Source organism: Bradyrhizobium sp. S69 (assembly GCF_009766005.1).
Taxonomy (GTDB): Bacteria; Pseudomonadota; Alphaproteobacteria; order Rhizobiales; family Xanthobacteraceae; genus Bradyrhizobium.
Genome location: NZ_LMUK01000041.1, coordinates 12,945 through 29,354 on the forward strand (window position 1 = coordinate 12,945; position 16,410 = coordinate 29,354).

Annotated in this window: 14 protein-coding genes; 6 read left to right on the forward strand and 8 right to left on the reverse strand. The window is 64.5% G+C overall.

Annotation, left to right across the window (positions count from 1 at the left end):
• Positions 1 to 3: 3 nt before the first annotated feature.
• Genes GSQ88_RS17455 through GSQ88_RS17475 form a run of 5 tightly spaced genes read right to left on the reverse strand, consistent with a single transcriptional unit; the run spans position 4 to position 3,542 of the window.
• A complete protein-coding gene (locus GSQ88_RS17455) occupies positions 4 to 771 on the reverse strand; it encodes a sulfite exporter TauE/SafE family protein (RefSeq protein WP_159008990.1) in 768 nt (255 codons plus the stop codon).
• Positions 768 to 2,024: a CCA tRNA nucleotidyltransferase gene (locus GSQ88_RS17460; RefSeq protein WP_159008991.1), complete on the reverse strand. Its 1,257-nt coding sequence runs from the start codon at positions 2,022 to 2,024 to the stop codon at positions 768 to 770. Before GSQ88_RS17460 ends, GSQ88_RS17455 begins: the two co-directional genes overlap by 4 nt.
• Entirely contained in the window at positions 2,021 to 2,284 is a 264-nt protein-coding gene (locus tag GSQ88_RS17465; RefSeq protein ID WP_159008992.1) for a DUF6111 family protein, read from the reverse strand. The genes GSQ88_RS17460 and GSQ88_RS17465 overlap by 4 nt, the downstream gene beginning before the upstream one ends.
• Positions 2,281 to 2,940, reverse strand: coding sequence for a CoA pyrophosphatase (locus tag GSQ88_RS17470; RefSeq protein WP_174248042.1), 660 nt, complete (start codon positions 2,938 to 2,940; stop codon positions 2,281 to 2,283). The genes GSQ88_RS17465 and GSQ88_RS17470 overlap by 4 nt, the downstream gene beginning before the upstream one ends.
• Before the next feature lie 8 nt (positions 2,941 to 2,948).
• Positions 2,949 to 3,542 (reverse strand): DUF1285 domain-containing protein, encoded by a 594-nt coding sequence (locus tag GSQ88_RS17475; RefSeq protein WP_246784885.1) that lies wholly within the window; start codon positions 3,540 to 3,542, stop codon positions 2,949 to 2,951.
• A 325-nt stretch (positions 3,543 to 3,867) separates the two neighbouring features.
• On the opposite strand from GSQ88_RS17475, the gene GSQ88_RS17480 reads away from it, so the two are divergent.
• The 6 genes from GSQ88_RS17480 to GSQ88_RS17505 all read left to right on the forward strand — a co-directional run bounded on the left by GSQ88_RS17480 (position 3,868) and on the right by GSQ88_RS17505 (position 13,929).
• Positions 3,868 to 4,872, forward strand: coding sequence for an AAA family ATPase (locus tag GSQ88_RS17480; protein WP_159008995.1), 1,005 nt, complete (start codon positions 3,868 to 3,870; stop codon positions 4,870 to 4,872).
• Complete coding sequence (locus GSQ88_RS17485; protein ID WP_159008996.1) at positions 4,872 to 5,816, forward strand: DUF58 domain-containing protein; 945 nt, start codon at positions 4,872 to 4,874, stop codon at positions 5,814 to 5,816. The genes GSQ88_RS17480 and GSQ88_RS17485 overlap by 1 nt, the downstream gene beginning before the upstream one ends.
• Positions 5,816 to 8,626 carry a DUF4159 domain-containing protein gene (locus GSQ88_RS17490; protein ID WP_159009472.1) on the forward strand — a complete coding sequence of 937 codons (2,811 nt, stop codon included), beginning with the start codon at positions 5,816 to 5,818 and terminating at the stop codon, positions 8,624 to 8,626. The genes GSQ88_RS17485 and GSQ88_RS17490 overlap by 1 nt, the downstream gene beginning before the upstream one ends.
• Before the next feature lie 169 nt (positions 8,627 to 8,795).
• Positions 8,796 to 10,859 (forward strand): hypothetical protein, encoded by a 2,064-nt coding sequence (locus GSQ88_RS17495; RefSeq protein WP_159009473.1) that lies wholly within the window; start codon positions 8,796 to 8,798, stop codon positions 10,857 to 10,859.
• 170 nt (positions 10,860 to 11,029) lie between these two features.
• Positions 11,030 to 11,473, forward strand: a complete 444-nt coding sequence (locus GSQ88_RS17500; protein ID WP_159008997.1) for a DUF2946 family protein — start codon at positions 11,030 to 11,032, stop codon at positions 11,471 to 11,473.
• Positions 11,474 to 11,586: 113 nt separating this feature from the next.
• Positions 11,587 to 13,929 (forward strand): TonB-dependent receptor, encoded by a 2,343-nt coding sequence (locus GSQ88_RS17505; protein ID WP_246784849.1) that lies wholly within the window; start codon positions 11,587 to 11,589, stop codon positions 13,927 to 13,929.
• 61 nt (positions 13,930 to 13,990) lie between these two features.
• On the opposite strand, the gene GSQ88_RS17510 is transcribed toward GSQ88_RS17505, so the two are convergent.
• From GSQ88_RS17510 to GSQ88_RS17520, 3 genes are read right to left on the reverse strand one after another with little or no spacing between them, the layout of a single operon-like run.
• Positions 13,991 to 14,503 carry a GNAT family N-acetyltransferase gene (locus GSQ88_RS17510; RefSeq protein ID WP_159008998.1) on the reverse strand — a complete coding sequence of 171 codons (513 nt, stop codon included), beginning with the start codon at positions 14,501 to 14,503 and terminating at the stop codon, positions 13,991 to 13,993.
• Between the two features lie 18 nt (positions 14,504 to 14,521).
• A complete protein-coding gene (locus tag GSQ88_RS17515) occupies positions 14,522 to 15,718 on the reverse strand; it encodes a hypothetical protein (protein ID WP_159008999.1) in 1,197 nt (398 codons plus the stop codon).
• Between the two features lie 40 nt (positions 15,719 to 15,758).
• Positions 15,759 to 16,244 (reverse strand): NUDIX domain-containing protein, encoded by a 486-nt coding sequence (locus GSQ88_RS17520; protein ID WP_159009000.1) that lies wholly within the window; start codon positions 16,242 to 16,244, stop codon positions 15,759 to 15,761.
• Between the last annotated feature and the right edge of the window lie 166 nt (positions 16,245 to 16,410).

Here is a 16,410-nt window from a genome sequence, read left to right on the forward strand (position 1 = left end):
GCGTCAGAGCAACTGCCGTAGCGCCGAGGATATCATCACCACGCCACCGATCATCACCGCGACGTCGAGGATCGCGGTGTGGATATGCACCGGCATGCGCTCGACGAACGCCTTCGCCAGAAACGCGCCCGGCAGCGCCACGACCCCGATCAGCACCGCGAAGGCCAGCACCTGGGGGCTGACCACGCCGGCCATTCCAAACACCGAAATCTTGATGACGCTGGTCACCAAGGAGACCACCGCGTCGGTAGCGATCACGGCGGCGCCTTCCAGGCCCACCGCCATCAACAGCGACAGCAGGATGACGCCGGATCCCGCGGTGCCGCCAACCAGCACGCCGTAACCGACCGCACCGGCGGCGAGCCCGCTGTTGCCGATCCTGACATCGTGGCGCTTGAGCAGACGGCGCAGCGGCACGCTCAATATCAGCATGGCGCCGATCACCACCGCCGCACCCGCGCCGCTCAGGCGCGTGTAGCCGTAAGCGCCGAGTGCTGTGGTCAGCGCCGAGGCGCCAACCACAATCAGCGCGCGACGGCGGTCGGCATAACGGAAATAGGCGGCGAAACGGCTGAAATTGGTGAAGATCGAGGAGATCGCGATGATCGGCACCACCGGCTCGGCGCCAACCAGCGGCACCAGGACCAGCGGCATCAGCGCGCCGGTGCCGTAGCCGGCCAGACCGCCGATCACGGAGGCAAACAGCGCCATGCCTGCGACCAGCAACAGTTGGACGATGGAAATATCGGCGAAGCCGGAAAGGATATTCAAAGCCGATGATCGCGCTTGAAACGGGTGATGGTCTGGTCCGCGATGGCCTCCAGCGCGGGCGCATCGAGCGGAAAATCCGCCGCGAGCCATGCGTCTTCGGCCAGACCGAGCACATGCCCGAGCGCTGGACCAGCGTCAATGCCGCGACCGACAAAATCGGCGGCCTTCAGCGGGAATTTCGGCGCACTCCAGCGGTCCGGCAAGGTGGCAAGGTCGCGCCAGGATGCCGAACTCGCCCGCCCGCCATCCCGGGCCCAGGCCAGCATCAGCCGGTCGCGGTAACGCTCCGCGCCAAGCCGGTATAGCCGCCGCCGTGCCCGCGCCTCGTCCATCCCGGCCATCCGCCACCAGCGATGGCCCATGGAATCCAGCGCCTTGGTCTCGTTGTTAGTCAGCCGCAGCCGCGCCGCCAGCCGCCGCGCATCCTCCGACAGCGCGACCGCCAGCGCGCCGAGCCTGCGAATGGCGTTCGGCGGAAGTCCAAGCGCATGCTCGGCTGCGATCATCGCGGCAAACGCGCCGGTATAGGCGACACCGCCGAAAATCGGCAGCAGCAAGCCGCCATCCGCCATCGCCACGACGGCCGTCGTAGCGCCTTGCGCCACCATCAGCTTCAGCATTTCCATGCGCATGCGTTCGGCGGAAAGGCCTGCAAGGCCAGCACTTCCGCCGATGCAGGCGAGATATCCCGCGCGATCCGGCTCGCCCGTGCCATAGGCGGCGTGAATTCGGAAGAAGCGGAGGATCCGCAAATAATCCTCGGCGATCCGAAGCTTGGGATCGCCGATGAAGCGCACGCGCTTGGCCGCGATATCCGAAAGGCCCCCGACATAGTCATGCACCACGCCGTCGGTGCCGACCGACAGGCCATTGATGGTGAAATCGCGCCGTTCGGCGTCGCGCGCCCAGTCGGTGCCGAACACAACCCTGGCCTTGCGTCCAAAGGTCTCGACGTCCTGCCGCAAGGTGGTGACCTCGAACGGCTGGGCCTCGACGACCAATGTCACCGTGCCATGCGCGATGCCGGTCGGCACGCTCTTGATGCCGGCGGCCTTGGCGCGGCGGATCACCTCGGCGGGTAACGCCGTGGTTGCGATGTCGAACTCATTGACCGGAATCCCGAGCAGCGCGTTGCGAACGGCGCCGCCGACCACGCGCGCCTCGGCGCCATCGCCATTCAGCAACGCCAGCACGCGGGCGACCGGACCGGAGCTGAGCCAGGGCGCGTCGACGCGCGCGCGCGCGTCCGTCATTTGGCAACTCCGGGAACGAACTTGCCGTTCTCGACATGCGCCGGAACATAGGTCGAGTTGGTCGATCCGATGGAGAAATGCGCGAGCAGGATGAAACTCGCGATCACAAGCAGCATGGCGCCGATCGCCAGCCTGGCAATCACATGCAGCGGCCACGATGCCTGCACCAGCAATCCGGAGCGTGATGCGATCAGAAACAGGGCATAGGCCGCGAACGGGATCAGGAAAATTCCGACTTCGGTGAAAGCCGGACGGATCATGAGCGGCAGATCCGCTCATAGAGCACGCGCAGCATTCCCGCGGTCGCACCCCAGATATAATGCTGCTCGAACGGCATCGCGTAATACGAACGCATGATGCCGCGGAATTCCTTGTTGTGCACCTGATGGTTCGCCGCATCCATCAGGAACGCCAACGGCACCTCGAACGCATCGTCGACCTCGTCTGCACTGATGCGCAGATCGAAGCCCGGCCTGATCCGCGCCACCGTCGGCAGGATGCGAAATCCGAAGCCGGTGCCGTAGAGATCGAGATAGCCGATCGGATCGATGAATTCGCGCGCCAGGCCGATTTCCTCCCAGGCTTCGCGCAGCGCCGCATCGAGCGGGGAAGCGTCCTCCGGATCGATCTTGCCGCCGGGAAACGAAATCTGGCCGGCGTGGTCGTGCAGATGCGCCGCCCGCTGCGTCAGCAGCACGGTCGGCTGCGGATGGTCCACCACCGCGATCAAGACCGCCGCGGGCCGGATCGGCTGTTCGCGCGCGATCATTTCCAGCATCCGATCGGTGCCCTGATCGCCGCTCGGCGGAACGATACTGGCATCGGTCAGGCCCGGCGGGATGTCGAAGCGCAGGCGCGCGTGGGCGCGCGCGAAGAACTCCGCCGAATCGATCAACGCCGGCTCGGTCTTCAGCATCGGTCCGTTCAAGTTGCGTCCCTCATTTGCTCCGCATCGGCCATCGCGAAAAACCCGCCGCCGGACGCTATCCCGAACATCGCACGACCATCGACCACTCGCTCCTCGCCGATGTCAACCAGATCATAATAGATCGCCCGCGTTACCTTGGCCCAAAGATCCGCTCGAACGTGAAGATAGGGCGTGAGGCCGCCGTCGGCAGCGGCCTTGAACCGCAAGCCGTGCGCGGCATCGCAATCGACCCAGTCGTCGACATTGGTGCGGAACCGCAGCAACCGGCCCTCACCCTCGCCCTCCCTCAGCATCTCGACAGCGAGGAACGGCGCATCGTCGACGCGGATGCCGACCTTCTCCACCGGTGTCACGAGAAAGTGCTTGCCGTCCTCGCGTTTGAGGATGGTCGAAAACAGCCGCACCAGCGCCGGTCGCCCGATCGGCGTTCCCAGGTAGAACCAGCTGCCGTCGCTGGCGATTCGCATGTCGAGATCGCCGCAGAACGGCGGATTCCACAGATGGACCGGCGGCAGTCCCTTTTGGCCCTTTTCGGCGGGGCTGGCTTTGGCCGCATCGGTGGCCGCAGCGGTGAGGCTTTCAAGACCCATCTTCTCACGGCTCTTGTTTTCAAGACCCTGATTTTCAAGACCCTGATTTTCAAGATCTTGGCTTTCACGGCCCTGGTCGGTGTTCTGCCCTTGCTTCGCCATTGTTTGCCTTAAAGTTCGAACGTTCAATCTGGCACGATTGGTGCAAGTTCTCCCGATGTGCGCGGAACTAACGTTCTCGCCACATCGTGATGCCGTTCATACCCCGAAAAGCCGATAATGTGGGGATAGTTTAATTCAACGAATACATGGCCTTCACACAGGTTTAGCATGAGGTTCATGGCATGACGACGCTGGGTAGCGGCGTCTTTAAGGAGCTGACGGAATGGCTGGCGCAGACAGTGTCGAAAAACTCGAGGACGTGATCGTCCGTTCGGCCGAGCAGGTCGCCGGCCAAATCCGTAGCGCAAAGGAAGCGATCTCCACCGTTATTTTCGGCCAGGACCGCGTGATCGAAAACACGCTGGTGACGATCCTGTCCGGCGGTCATGCGCTCTTGATCGGCGTGCCGGGCCTGGCCAAGACCAAGCTGGTGGAAACCTTAGGGATCACGCTGGGCCTGGACGCCAAGCGCATCCAGTTCACGCCGGACCTGATGCCGTCGGATATTCTCGGCGCCGAGGTGCTGGACGAAAGCAGCAGCGGCAAGCGCTCGTTCCGCTTCATTTCCGGGCCGGTATTCGCGCAGCTTCTGATGGCCGACGAAATCAACCGCGCCAGCCCGCGCACCCAATCGGCGCTGCTGCAGGCGATGCAGGAGCAGCACATCACGGTGGCCGGTGCGCGGCATGATCTGCCGAAGCCGTTCCATGTGCTGGCGACGCAAAATCCGCTGGAGCAGGAAGGCACTTATCCGCTGCCCGAAGCGCAGCTCGATCGCTTCCTGATGGAGATCGACGTCGATTATCCGGATCGCGACGCCGAGCGGCGCATCCTGTTCGAGACCACCGGCGCGGAAGAGACGCTGGCGAAGGCCGCGATGAACGCCGAGATCCTGATCACCGCGCAACGGCTTGTGCGTCGGCTGCCGGTCGGCGACAGCGTCGTCGAAGCGATCCTGACGCTGGTGCGCTCCGCACGTCCAGGCCCCGACGGCGGCGAGACCGGCAAGCTGATCGCGTGGGGACCGGGTCCCCGCGCCAGCCAGTCGCTGATGCTCGCGGTTCGCGCCCGCGCGCTGCTCGACGGCCGTCTTGCGCCCTCGATCGACGACGTGCTCGATCTGGCTGAGCCGGTTCTCAAGCACCGCATGGCGCTGACGTTCTCCGCGCGCGCTGAAGGACGCACCATTCCCGATGTGATCCGGCAATTGAAGGCTCGGATCGGTTGATGGCGGAAGCGAACAAGCACGCAACTGGAGAGATCACAGCAATCCGACGTGCCGACGGCGAAAGCCGAACGCTCGCCGCATCGCTGCCGCGTCTCGTGCTTGAAGCCCGCCGCATCGCCGCCAATGTGATCCACGGTCTGCACGGACGCCGGCGCGCCGGCGCCGGCGAAAGTTTCTGGCAATACCGCCGTTTCAATTCCGGCGAGCCGTCGCAGAACGTCGACTGGCGCCGCTCGGCGCGCGACGATCATCTCTACGTCCGCGAACATGAATGGGAGTCCGCCCATACCGTGTGGCTGTGGCCGGACCGTTCGCCCTCGATGGCCTTTGCGTCCAAACAAGCTCGCGACAGCAAGTTGGAGCGCGGCTTGATCGTGACATTCGCGCTCGCCGAGTTGTTGGTCGCGGGCGGCGAGCGCGTCGGCGTTCCCGGCCTGATGAACCCCACCGCCAGCCGCAGCGTGATCGACAAGATGGCGCAGGCGATGCTGCATGACGATTCCAGCCGGTTGAGCCTGCCGCCGTCGTTCGTGCCGTCGGCACTGGCCGAAATCGTGGTGCTGTCGGATTTCTGGTCACCCATATCGGAGATCAAGACGACGCTCGCCGGCCTGTCGGCCTCCGGCGCCCACGGCACGCTGGTGCAGATCGTCGATCCGGCCGAAGAGAGTTTTCCGTATTCCGGCCGCGTCGAATTCGTCGAGCCGGAAGGTGGCGGCATCATCACCGCCGGCCGCGCCGAGCGCTGGGCAAGCGATTACGTGGCGCGCGTGGCGCTGCACCGCGACCAGATTCGCGCCGAGACCAACCGGTTGGACTGGCTGTTCTCCACCCACACCACCGATCGCTCGGCCGCCGAGCTGTTGTTGTTCCTGCATAGCGGCATGATGGTGAGCAAGGCCAGCGCAGGCAATGCGACGGTCAAAGCGGGACGAAGCGCATGATGGCCGGACTGCCTCTTTCCTTCGCGGAGCCATTGTTGCTGCTGGGCCTGTTGAGCCTGCCGGTGCTGTGGTGGCTGTTGCGGGTGATGCCGCCGCGGCCGCGGCGTATCGAGTTTCCGCCGACGCGGCTGTTGTTCGACATCGCGCCGAAGGAGGAAACCCCGTCGCGCACACCGTGGTGGCTGACCGCATTGCGGCTGGCGGCGGCGGCGCTGATTATCTTCGCGGCAGCGGGACCGACCTGGAATCCGCAAGGCCAGGCAGCCGGCGGCCACGCGCCGCTGGCGATCCTGCTCGACGACGGCTGGACTGCGGCGGCGAGCTGGGACATCCGGGTCAAGGCCGCCGACGAATTGATCGCACGCGCCGACAGCGACCGCCGCGCCGTCGCGCTGATTCCGTTGTCCGAGCCGGCGCGTGACGTCACGCTGATGCCGGCCGGCACCGCGCGCGTGGCCTTGCGCCAGCTCACGCCAAAACCCTACGCGATCGAACGGATCGATACCCTGCCTGCGATCGGACGTTTTCTCAAAGCGACCGGCGACTGCGAACTGGCGTGGCTGTCGGACGGCGTCGATACCGGACGCGGGCCGGAATTCGTCGAGGCCCTGGGCAAGACCATCGGAGATCACGCGCTGACGGTGTTCAAGGACGGCACGCCCTCGCCGCTGGCGCTGGTCGCCGCTGAAAATGCCGCGGCAAAGATGACCGTCAAGGTGCTGCGTACCGACAGCGGCATTGCCGGGGGCATCGTCCGCGCGCTCGACCTCAAGGGTTCGCCGATCGCGGAAGCCCATTTCGGCTTCGCCCCGCAGGATCGCGAGACCGAAGCCGCGTTCGATCTGCCGGTCGAGTTGCGCAACGACATCGCACGGCTGGAAATATCCGGCGAACGCTCCGCCGGCGCGGTGCAACTGCTCGACAAGAGATGGCGGCGGCGCGCGATCGGCATCGTCAGCGGATCGACCACCGATACCGCGCAGCCGTTGCTGGCATCGACATTCTACCTGACCCGCGCGCTGGCGCCGTTCGCCGACGTGCGGCTGGGCGATCGCGGCGCGCCGCAGCAGGCGATCACGCAATTTCTCGACCAGAAGCTTCCGATGATCGTGCTGGCCGACGTCGGCTCGCTGTCGCCTGAAATCCGCGAACGCCTCAACGCCTGGATCGAACAGGGCGGCGTGCTGGTGCGTTTCGCCGGCCCACGGCTGGCGCAGGCCGAGGACGACGATCTGGTGCCGGTCAAACTGCGCAGCGGCGGACGTACGCTGGGTGGCAGCCTGACCTGGGAGAAGCCGCAGCATCTCGCCTCGTTTGCCTCCGCCGGGCCGTTCGCGGGCCTCGCGGTGCCAAAAGACATCACCGTCAACCGTCAGGTATTGGCTGAACCGGACGCGGCCCTGGTGGCGAGAACCTGGGCCTCACTGGAAGATGGCACGCCGCTGGTGACGGGCGACCACCGTGGCAAGGGCGTCGTCAGCCTGTTCCATGTCGCCGCCGATATGCGCTGGTCCGATTTGCCGATGTCCGGCACCTTCGTCGAGATGCTGCGGCGGATCGTCGATATGTCCGGTTATACCGCCAATCCGGGCGCCGGTCCGGCCGGCGAAGCGACCACCGAAACGGTGGCGCCACTGCGTACGCTCGACGGCTTTGGCGCGTTCGGGCCGCCGCCCTCGACCGCAAAACCAATCCAAGCTGATTTCCGCGACCGTGCGGCGTCGGACCATCCGCCGGGGTTCTACGGCCCCGCCGACGGTCCGCTCGCGGTCAATACGCTGGCGGCGGCGGATCGCATCGCGCCGCTGGATATTTCCGCACTGAAGGCGCAGCACGCCAGCTACACCAATTCCGAGCCGCGCGATTTGCGAGGCATCCTGCTGTCGTCGGCGCTGGCGCTGTTCCTGGTCGATGCCATCATCGTCGCGTTCCTCGGCGCCGGCATCGCTGCATTGCTGCGGCGGCGTCCGGCATCGGCCGCTCTGGCCTTCACCGTGATCCTGACCGCGATGATGTTCGCACCGGCGACATCCCATGCCGATGAGAAAGACGACTTTGCGATCAAGGCGGTCTCGCAGACCCGGCTCGCTTATGTCGTCACCGGCAACGCCGACGTGGATTCGATCGTCAAGGCGGGGCTGTCCGGACTGACTTTGTTTCTGGCGCAACGCACCGCGCTCGAGGCCGGTGATCCCGTCGGCATCGATCCCGCGCATGACGAACTGGCGTTCTTCCCGCTGATCTACTGGCCGGTGGTGCCGGGCGCGGCGAAGCCGCCGCAGGACGCCATCAACAAGATCGACGCCTACATGAAACAGGGCGGCACAGTGTTGTTCGATACCCGCGACGCCATCGACGCGCCTCCGGGCGAAGGCGGCGCGGCGCAGACGCCGGGCATGCAGACGCTGCGCGAACTGCTGTCCTCGCTCGACGTGCCCGAACTCGAGCCGGTGCCGCGCGATCACGTGCTGACCAAGACGTTTTATCTGTTGCGGGATTTTCCCGGCCGCTTCACCAGCGGGCAGACTTGGGTCGAAGCGTTGCCGCGCGAGGAAGACGACGAGGCCGCCTCCCACCCGGCGCGTGGCGGCGACGGCGTCTCGCCGATCATCATCACCTCGAACGATCTGGCCGGCGCCTGGGCGATCCGTCCCGATGGCCAGGCCATGCTGCCGCTGTCGCCCGGTGAGCCGCGGCAGCGCGAATTCGCGTTCCGGGCCGGCGTCAACATCGTGATGTACACATTGACCGGCAACTACAAGGCCGACCAGGTGCATGCGCCGGCGCTGATCGAACGGCTGGGACAATGAGTATCGCCGTCATAATGAGGGCCTGTGAAGCTATCTCGGCCGTCATCCTGAGGAGCGGCGTCTTCGCCGCGTCTCGAAGGATGGACGCGAGTCCCCGTGTTGCGTCCATCCTTCGAGACGCGCGCAAGGGCGCGCTCCTCAGGATGACGCCAACTTGCCAGGCAACCAAATGAATTACGGCATCGCATTTACCCCGCTGGTTCCCTCGCTGGTGCTGTGGCTGGCGCTCGGCGCCATCACGGTGATCGCGGTATTGCTGTTGCTCGGGAGGTCGCGGGGTGCGGCGGTGCGCGTGGCGGCGCTGGCGCTGATCGTGCTGGCGCTGGCCAACCCATCGTTTACCCGCGAGGACCGCGAGCCGCTGTCGTCGGTGGCCGTGGTCGTGGTCGACAAGAGCCCCAGCCAGAATTTCGGCCAGCGCACCAAGGAAACCGCCGAGGCGCGGGAAGCCCTGGTCGATGAGCTGAAGAAGATCAAGGGATTGGAAGTACGCGTCGTCGAAGCAGGCCAGGCCGATGGCGAAACCGACGGCACCAGACTGTTCGGCGCATTGTCCTCGGCGCTGTCGGACGTGCCGGTCGACCGCGTCGCCGGCGCTTTCCTGATTACCGACGGCCGGGTGCATGATATTCCCGCCAATGCCGCCGCACTGGGATTCCAGGCGCCGGTGCACGCGCTGATTACCGGACAAAAGAACGAGCGCGACCGCCGCATCGCGATCTCGGCCGCGCCGCGTTTCGGCATCGTCGGACAGACCCAGACCATCACCTATCGGCTCGACGACCAGGGCGTCACCGGCGACCGCGCCAAGGTCACGGTGCGCCGCGACGGCGACGTCATCAACGAGCGCACCGTGCTGAGCGGCCAGACCGTCAATGTCGATATCGACATCAAGCATGCCGGGCCGAACATCGTCGAGATCGAGGCCTCTCCGCTCGAGAACGAGCTGACCCCGGTCAACAACCGCGCGGTGGTCGCGATCGACGGCGTGCGCGACAAATTGCGCGTGCTGCTGGTCTCGGGCGAGCCGCATGCCGGCGAGCGCACCTGGCGCAACCTCTTGAAATCCGACCCCAGCGTCGATCTCGTGCACTTTACGATTTTGCGTCCGCCGGAGAAGCAGGACGGTACGCCGATCAACGAGTTGTCGCTGATCGCGTTTCCGACCCGCGAACTGTTTCAGCAGAAGATCAACGAATTCCAGTTGATCATCTTCGACCGCTATGCCCGCCAGGGCGTGCTGCCGACCGCCTATTTCGACAACATCGCGCGCTACGTCCGCGCCGGCGGCGCGATGCTGGTCTCGGCCGGTCCGGATTACGCCTCGACCACCAGCATCTGGCGCACCTCGCTCGACTCGGTGCTGCCGGCCGAGCCGGTCGGCGTCACCGAGAAACCGTTTTATGCGCATTTGAGCGACGCCGGCAAACGCCATCCGGTGACGCGCGGGCTCGAGGGCTCCGCCTCCGAGCCGCCGCATTGGAGCCGTTTCTTCCGCACCGTCGACACCCGCAACGTCACCACCCCTCCGGTGATGACCGGCGCCGACGGCAAGCCGCTGCTGCTGCTGTCACGCTACGGCGAAGGCCGCGTCGCGCTGTTGTTGTCGGACCAGATCTGGCTCTGGGCCCGCGGCTATGAAGGCGGCGGACCGCATCTCGACCTGCTGCGGCGGATGTCGCATTGGCTGATGAAGCAGCCCGACCTCGACGAAGAGGCGCTGCGGCTGCAAATCCACGGCAAGGATCTCGCCGTGCAGCGCCAGACCATGGCGGACAATGTCACGCCGGTGACGGTGACCTCGCCATCGGGCGCCACGCGCGAACTGACCTTGGCGGCCGGCGATCCCGGCATCTGGAGCGCGACCATTCCGGCCAATGAACTTGGCCTGTGGCAGGCCACCGACGGCACGCTGAAAGCCCTGATCAATGTCGGCCCGACCAATCCGAAGGAGTTTTCGGAAGTGACGTCCACCACCGACATGCTCAAGCCGCTGGCGCAATCAACCGGCGGTGATGCGAGGCGCGTGGTGGACGGCACCAGCATCGACCTGCCGCGCATCGTCCCGGTGCGCTCATCAAGCGTGTTTCGCGGCGACGGCTGGATGGGCGTGCGGATGCGCGACGCCAGCGTCGTCAAGGGCGTCGGCGTGCTGCCGGTGTTCGCCGGGCTGATCGGCCTGTTGTTGCTGCTCGGGGCATTCGCCGCGACCTGGTTGCGCGAAGGGCGCTGATGGCTACGCGGCGCCCGCTCCAGGCGTTGCCAAATTACACTGACCTGACGAAATCTTCCGACACAAACCGGACTGCGGTTGACATCCGCCTGGCATCCCTGATGTTATAATATAACATCGACGGTGGCTTGATCTTTGCCTATCGTTGCGATGTGGGGTGCGTTTTTCGAATGAAATGGTTCCGGTCCAATATCAAATATGGCTCGCGCCTCGCGCTGTTGGCGCTGGCGATCCAGTTTGGTTTGTCGTTCGGGCACTTCCACGGGTTTGCCGCGCAGGCGTCGCCCGCGATCCAATCCAGCCTGATTCAATCAAGCCAGATTCAATCAAGCCCTGGGCCGTTCGAGGCTTCTCGCGCCAGCAGCCTTGCCGCAACGGAAATCGCAAGTCAGCCCGCGCAACGGCAGAAACCTGGCTCTGACCGCGATTCCGATAGCGATGGCTGTGCGATCTGCGCCGTCATGGCGATGGCGAATGCGGTGTTGTTTGCGACACCGCCGCTGCTGCAGCTGCCGCAGGCCGTCGAACTGTTGTACCGGGCCACCGACGCCGAGTTCGTCCATCTGAACTCGGTCCGCGTTGCGTTCCAGCCGCGCGCGCCCCCGATCTCCTGACCTCGATTGATTGATCGGCCCGAAGGATCGTCGCGTCACGCGCGATCGCATCCCGCGGGATTAATCGAAATCAGACCGTCGGCCATCGACGGCAAGGATCGGAAGTAACGTCTGTGTCAAAGAGAACCCTGTTAGCCACCTCAGGCGTAGCCTCGTTGCTGCTCTGCGGTCTTGCGCCTCAGGCGCGCGCCCAAACGCCGGCGCCCGCGCCGGTAACCTCGCCTGCGCCATCGCAAGCCGCCGCACCGTCACAAGCCCCGGCCGCGGCGACAGCGCCCTCCTCCGCCGACAATGGGGCTGTCGCGCTTCCGAACATCGAGGTCGACGCGCCGAAGACCGTGAAGCCGCGGCGTCCCGTGACCCGGGTGGCCACGGAGAAGCGTCGCGTGCCGCCTCCCGCCACGCCGCCACAGAGCCCGGAGAAGCTGCTCGCCGGCAAGAACGACAAATTCGACGAAGCCCGCCGCGCCATCGTGGCGCCGACCGGCGCCGGTTCCTATGAAATGAGCCAGCAGGCTCTCGAAGCGCTGCCGCAAGGCACCAACACCTCGCTCGACCGGGCGCTGTTGCAGGCCCCGGGCGTATCGCAGGACTCGGCCGCGAGCGGCGACCTGCACGTCCGCAACGAGCACGCCAATCTGCAATACCGCATCAACGGCATCATGTTGCCGGATGGCGTCGGCGCCTTCGGACAGATCATCGACACCGGCATCGTCGGCAGCCTGGCGCTGATCACCGGCGCGTTGCCGGCACAGTATGGCTTGCATACGGCCGCAGTACTCGACATCCAGACCAAGGCGGACGCCTTCAGTAACACCGGCAGCGTCAGCATCTATGGCGGCAGCCACGGCACGATCACGACGTCAGCCGAATATGGCGGCACGGTCGGACAGACCCAGTATTACGTCTCGGGGCGTTACTTCGGCAACAGCGTCGGCATCGAAAACCCGACGTCGGCCTATAACGCGATTCACGACAACACCTCGCAGGAAAAGGGCTTCCTTTATCTCTCGACGGTGATCGATCCGGCCAGCCGCCTCACCTTGATGAGCGGCGTCTCGAACGGCAGCTATGAAATTCCCAACAATCCCGGGCAGACGCCGGCTTTCACCGCCTCCGGCGTGTCCAACTTCGATTCCTCGCAGCTCAACGAACGGCAGACCGAGTTCAACCAGTTCAACGTGCTGGCCTATCAGCATGCCGGCGACGGATACGACTATCAGCTCTCTTATTTCAACCGTTACAGCCAGTTGCACTTCACGCCAGATCCGCTCGGCGATCTCGTCTTCAACGGTGTGGCCTCGGACGTCTACCGCCAAAGTTTTGTCAATGGCATCCAGGAAGATACCTCCTATCGGCTCGGCTTCGCGCACACGCTGAAGTTCGGCTTTTCGGTCAGCGAGGAGCAGTCCGTGGTGAATAACGCATCGCTGGTGCTACCGACTGACAGCACGGGCGCTCAAACGCCTGACACGACACCAAATTCAGTGTTCGATACGAGCAGCAAGACCGGCTACCAGTTCAGCACCTATTTATTGGATGAGTGGAAGGTCACCAATCAGCTGACCCTGAACTACGGGCTGCGATACGACCAGATCTGGCAATATGTCGATGCCAACCAGCTCAGCCCGCGCGTCAACCTGACCTGGAAGCCCTATGACGGCACCACGTTCCATGCCGGCTATTCCCGCAACTTCACGCCGCCGGATCAGGTGCTGGCGGCACCGACCAATCTCGCGCTGGTGCAGGGCTCAACGGCGCAGCCCGGCGTGTCGCAGAACGATCCGGTGCAGCCGGAACGCTCCAACGTCTACGACATCGGCGTCGATCAGAAGATCTATGCCATCCCCGGCCTCACCGTCGGGGTCGATGCCTACTACAAGACCGCGACCGATCTGCTCGACGACGGCCAGTTCGGCGCCGCCTATGTGCTGTCCGCGTTCAACTATGCCTATGCCCAGAATACCGGTGTCGAGTTCAAGACCACCTACACCAACGGCAACCTACGTCTTTATGGAAACGTGGCCTGGGCGCGACAGCGTGCGAGCGACGTGGTGTCGAACCAGTATCTGTTCAGCCCCGCCGATCTCGCCTATATCGCCAACAACTACGTCTACACTGACCACGCCCAGTTGCTGACGGCTTCGGCCGGGGCATCCTATCTGTGGAATGGAACACGATTCAGCATGGATGCGATCTACGGCAGCGGCCTGCGTGCCGACAGCGCCGATGGCATTCCGAACGGCAGCACCGTGCCGTCCTACACCCAGGTCAATGTCGGCGTGTCGCACGACTTCAATCTGGTGTCGCCGACCAAGCCGACCACGCTGCGCTTCGATGTCGTCAACCTGTTCGATACGATCTACGAGATCAGGGACGGCTCCGGCATCGGCGTGTTCGCGCCGCAATTCGGGCCGCGTCGCGGTTTCTATTTCGGCGTTTCACAGAAACTGTGATCGGTTGCGGAGCCTATTGCGTCCCCGGATGAAATCCGGGGGCGGGTCGTCGGATGAATTGCTACCGCACATAACTCCAGTCCGGGCGGATCGCACCGGACACATCGGTGAACGCGCCGTCCACCAACTCCGCGACCAAGAGGCGGCTGTAATCGACGGGTCCCGGCATGGTCGCCCGTCCCTTCGGGACCGCCTTGAAGCCGACGCGGCTGTAATAGGGCTCGTCCCCCACCAGCAGCACCAGGCGATGACCGGCGGCTTTGGCATCGCTCAGCGCACGGTCCAGCAGCGCCCGGCCGACCCCGCGGCTGCGAAACGGCGGCTCGACCGTCAGCGGCCCCAGCAGCAACGCCTGGGTATCGCCGACACAGATCGGCAACTGGCGTACCGAGCCCACCAGCAGCGTCCCTATCCGGGCGGTGAAGGACAGATCAAGCAAATGATCGACGTGCTCGCGGATACGGTAGGCACTGAGCACAAAACGGCCGGGGCCGAACGTCCGCGCGTGCAGCCGCTCGATCGCCTGCGCGTCATTGGCGATTTCGGGCAGAATCGTGAGAGAGAGATCGTTCATGGGAAACGCGAGATAGCATCAAGCAGCCTTGCGGTCCATCGTCCCGGTTTCGACAATCGCTCCCGCCGGCGCCATCACCGAGCCAAACAGCAGGCTCCACAGCGAGAGCATGGCGACCGGGACGGTATAATATGGCTCGAACAGCGGGTGGCTCAGGAAGAAGGCGAGATTTACCAGCAGATTTCCCGCGACCACCAGCGCCGTTCGCCGGAGGCCGGTCTCGCTGCGCAGGCGCAGGATGAAGGCTGTCCATCCGGTGGCCAGCACCAGCAGGACGAATTGCATGTCCATGACATATTGGCGGATGACGCCAAAGCTGAATTCAGGCGGCGTCACGTCGACGCCCGCGTAAGTCGTCGCCAAGGGGCTGCCGGCATTGATCGCGTTCGCCAGCAGCGTCGGCGCCATCCCCAACAGGCAGGCGGCTCCGAAAGCTGAGGCTTGCAGGAAGGTTTCGCGCTTGCGCTCCAGCAGAAACCAGCCAGCGAACAACAGGCCATATCCGGACGCGAGAAACAGATTGGGCAATCTGAAATTCACCGCCACGCCGATCAACAAACCGGTCAGCGCCGACAGAATGATCCGATGGCGCTCGGCGGCAAACAGTTTCGCGGTGAAGAATCCTGCGACCGCGCACAGCACCATGGTCGGCGCCATCGAATAGCTCGCCTTGGTGGGGTTGATCATCAAATAGATCGCAAGGAAGCCGAAGCACGCCGCGAGCAGGACGGCAGAGCCGCGGCGCGCCTGAAAGATTCCCAGCACTGCGAAGCCGAAGACGATGACGTTGGCGAGGACATACAGCGGGATCACCTGAAATCCGGCCGGAAACAGCGCCAGCACGAAGCCGGTCCCCGGCGGGTACTGCATCACCCGCCGCTGCGTCGCCGGCATCACGCTGTGGCAGGGCGCCATCGCCGGATCGCTCCAGGCGGCGTAGCCGATCGCCTTCAATTTGGACGCCAGATAATGGTCGTCGTCACGAACAATATTGGTATCGAGACCGCCCAGCCCGAATCTCTGGAACAAATGGGCCTGCCGCAGATAGCAGATATCGTCGTAGACGCCCCGGCTCTCGTTCCAGCGCGAAATCGTCCAGATATTGCTGAGTAGAATCACGAGGCAAACGAAGGCGCTGGCGACCTTCCAAGTTCGCATCGTCGGTGGCGCGGGCTCGATGTTCATCACGACCTGTGTGGGGAGGATTTGCGGCATCCAAGCGCAATCGGAAGCGTCCGGCAAGCGCGCCGAAACCCTAGCGCCAGGTTGCGATTCTCGGTTTTGCTTCGAGCACTTCCGCTATCCGCTGGCGTGTGCCCCGGGTGGTGTCGTCCGGCAGCGCTGCGGCGGCGAAGAACCCGCAGGCGATGATCTCACGGTTGGGCTCGGGCAAGCGATCCTGGCTGAAATGCCGAACCAGATAGATCGCGACATGGTCGCGCCGGGACACGTGGCTGTTGAGGAAAATGCCATGCAGCACCGGCTCGTCGCGCCATTCAATGCGCCCTTCTTCCATCAATTCGCGCCGCAGCGCCTCGAGGAAGGTCTCGCCGACCTCGACCCCGCCGCCCGGCAGGTGCCAGCCGGAGACGTAGCTGTGCTTGACCAGAAACACCCTGTCATCGCCATCCAGCACGACGGCGCGAACGCCCAGCGTCATGCCCCGGGCGAACCGCCAATACAGATGAAACAGCCCGCGCAGCGCCGGTTCACATCGCTGTCGCAGGCTCCGTCCGGTCATCGCCACTTCCGTTTCCGAGTTCGAATCATCCTGGCTGATCCTTCTATCCTGGTTGATCCTTGCGTCCCGGCGTCCAACTTGCCAATACACGGCAGGTTTTCAAAGGGATATCACCAGATGATCGTGCTGGGGGTCACGCGCACCGGCAGCGCAATCGGGCTTTTGT

Coding starts and splice junctions, on each gene's coding strand:
- GSQ88_RS17500 (WP_159008997.1), top strand. CDS start 11,030: ATGAAATGGTTCCGGTCCAATATCAAATATGGCTCGCGCCTCGCGCTG.
- GSQ88_RS17470 (WP_174248042.1), bottom strand. CDS start 2,940: ATGCTGAAGACCGAGCCGGCGTTGATCGATTCGGCGGAGTTCTTCGCG.
- GSQ88_RS17495 (WP_159009473.1), top strand. CDS start 8,796: ATGAATTACGGCATCGCATTTACCCCGCTGGTTCCCTCGCTGGTGCTG.
- GSQ88_RS17490 (WP_159009472.1), top strand. CDS start 5,816: ATGGCCGGACTGCCTCTTTCCTTCGCGGAGCCATTGTTGCTGCTGGGC.
- GSQ88_RS17475 (WP_246784885.1), bottom strand. CDS start 3,542: ATGGGTCTTGAAAGCCTCACCGCTGCGGCCACCGATGCGGCCAAAGCC.
- GSQ88_RS17480 (WP_159008995.1), top strand. CDS start 3,868: ATGGCTGGCGCAGACAGTGTCGAAAAACTCGAGGACGTGATCGTCCGT.
- GSQ88_RS17485 (WP_159008996.1), top strand. CDS start 4,872: ATGGCGGAAGCGAACAAGCACGCAACTGGAGAGATCACAGCAATCCGA.
- GSQ88_RS17460 (WP_159008991.1), bottom strand. CDS start 2,024: ATGACGGACGCGCGCGCGCGCGTCGACGCGCCCTGGCTCAGCTCCGGT.
- GSQ88_RS17515 (WP_159008999.1), bottom strand. CDS start 15,718: ATGCCGCAAATCCTCCCCACACAGGTCGTGATGAACATCGAGCCCGCG.
- GSQ88_RS17510 (WP_159008998.1), bottom strand. CDS start 14,503: ATGAACGATCTCTCTCTCACGATTCTGCCCGAAATCGCCAATGACGCG.
- GSQ88_RS17520 (WP_159009000.1), bottom strand. CDS start 16,244: ATGACCGGACGGAGCCTGCGACAGCGATGTGAACCGGCGCTGCGCGGG.
- GSQ88_RS17465 (WP_159008992.1), bottom strand. CDS start 2,284: ATGATCCGTCCGGCTTTCACCGAAGTCGGAATTTTCCTGATCCCGTTC.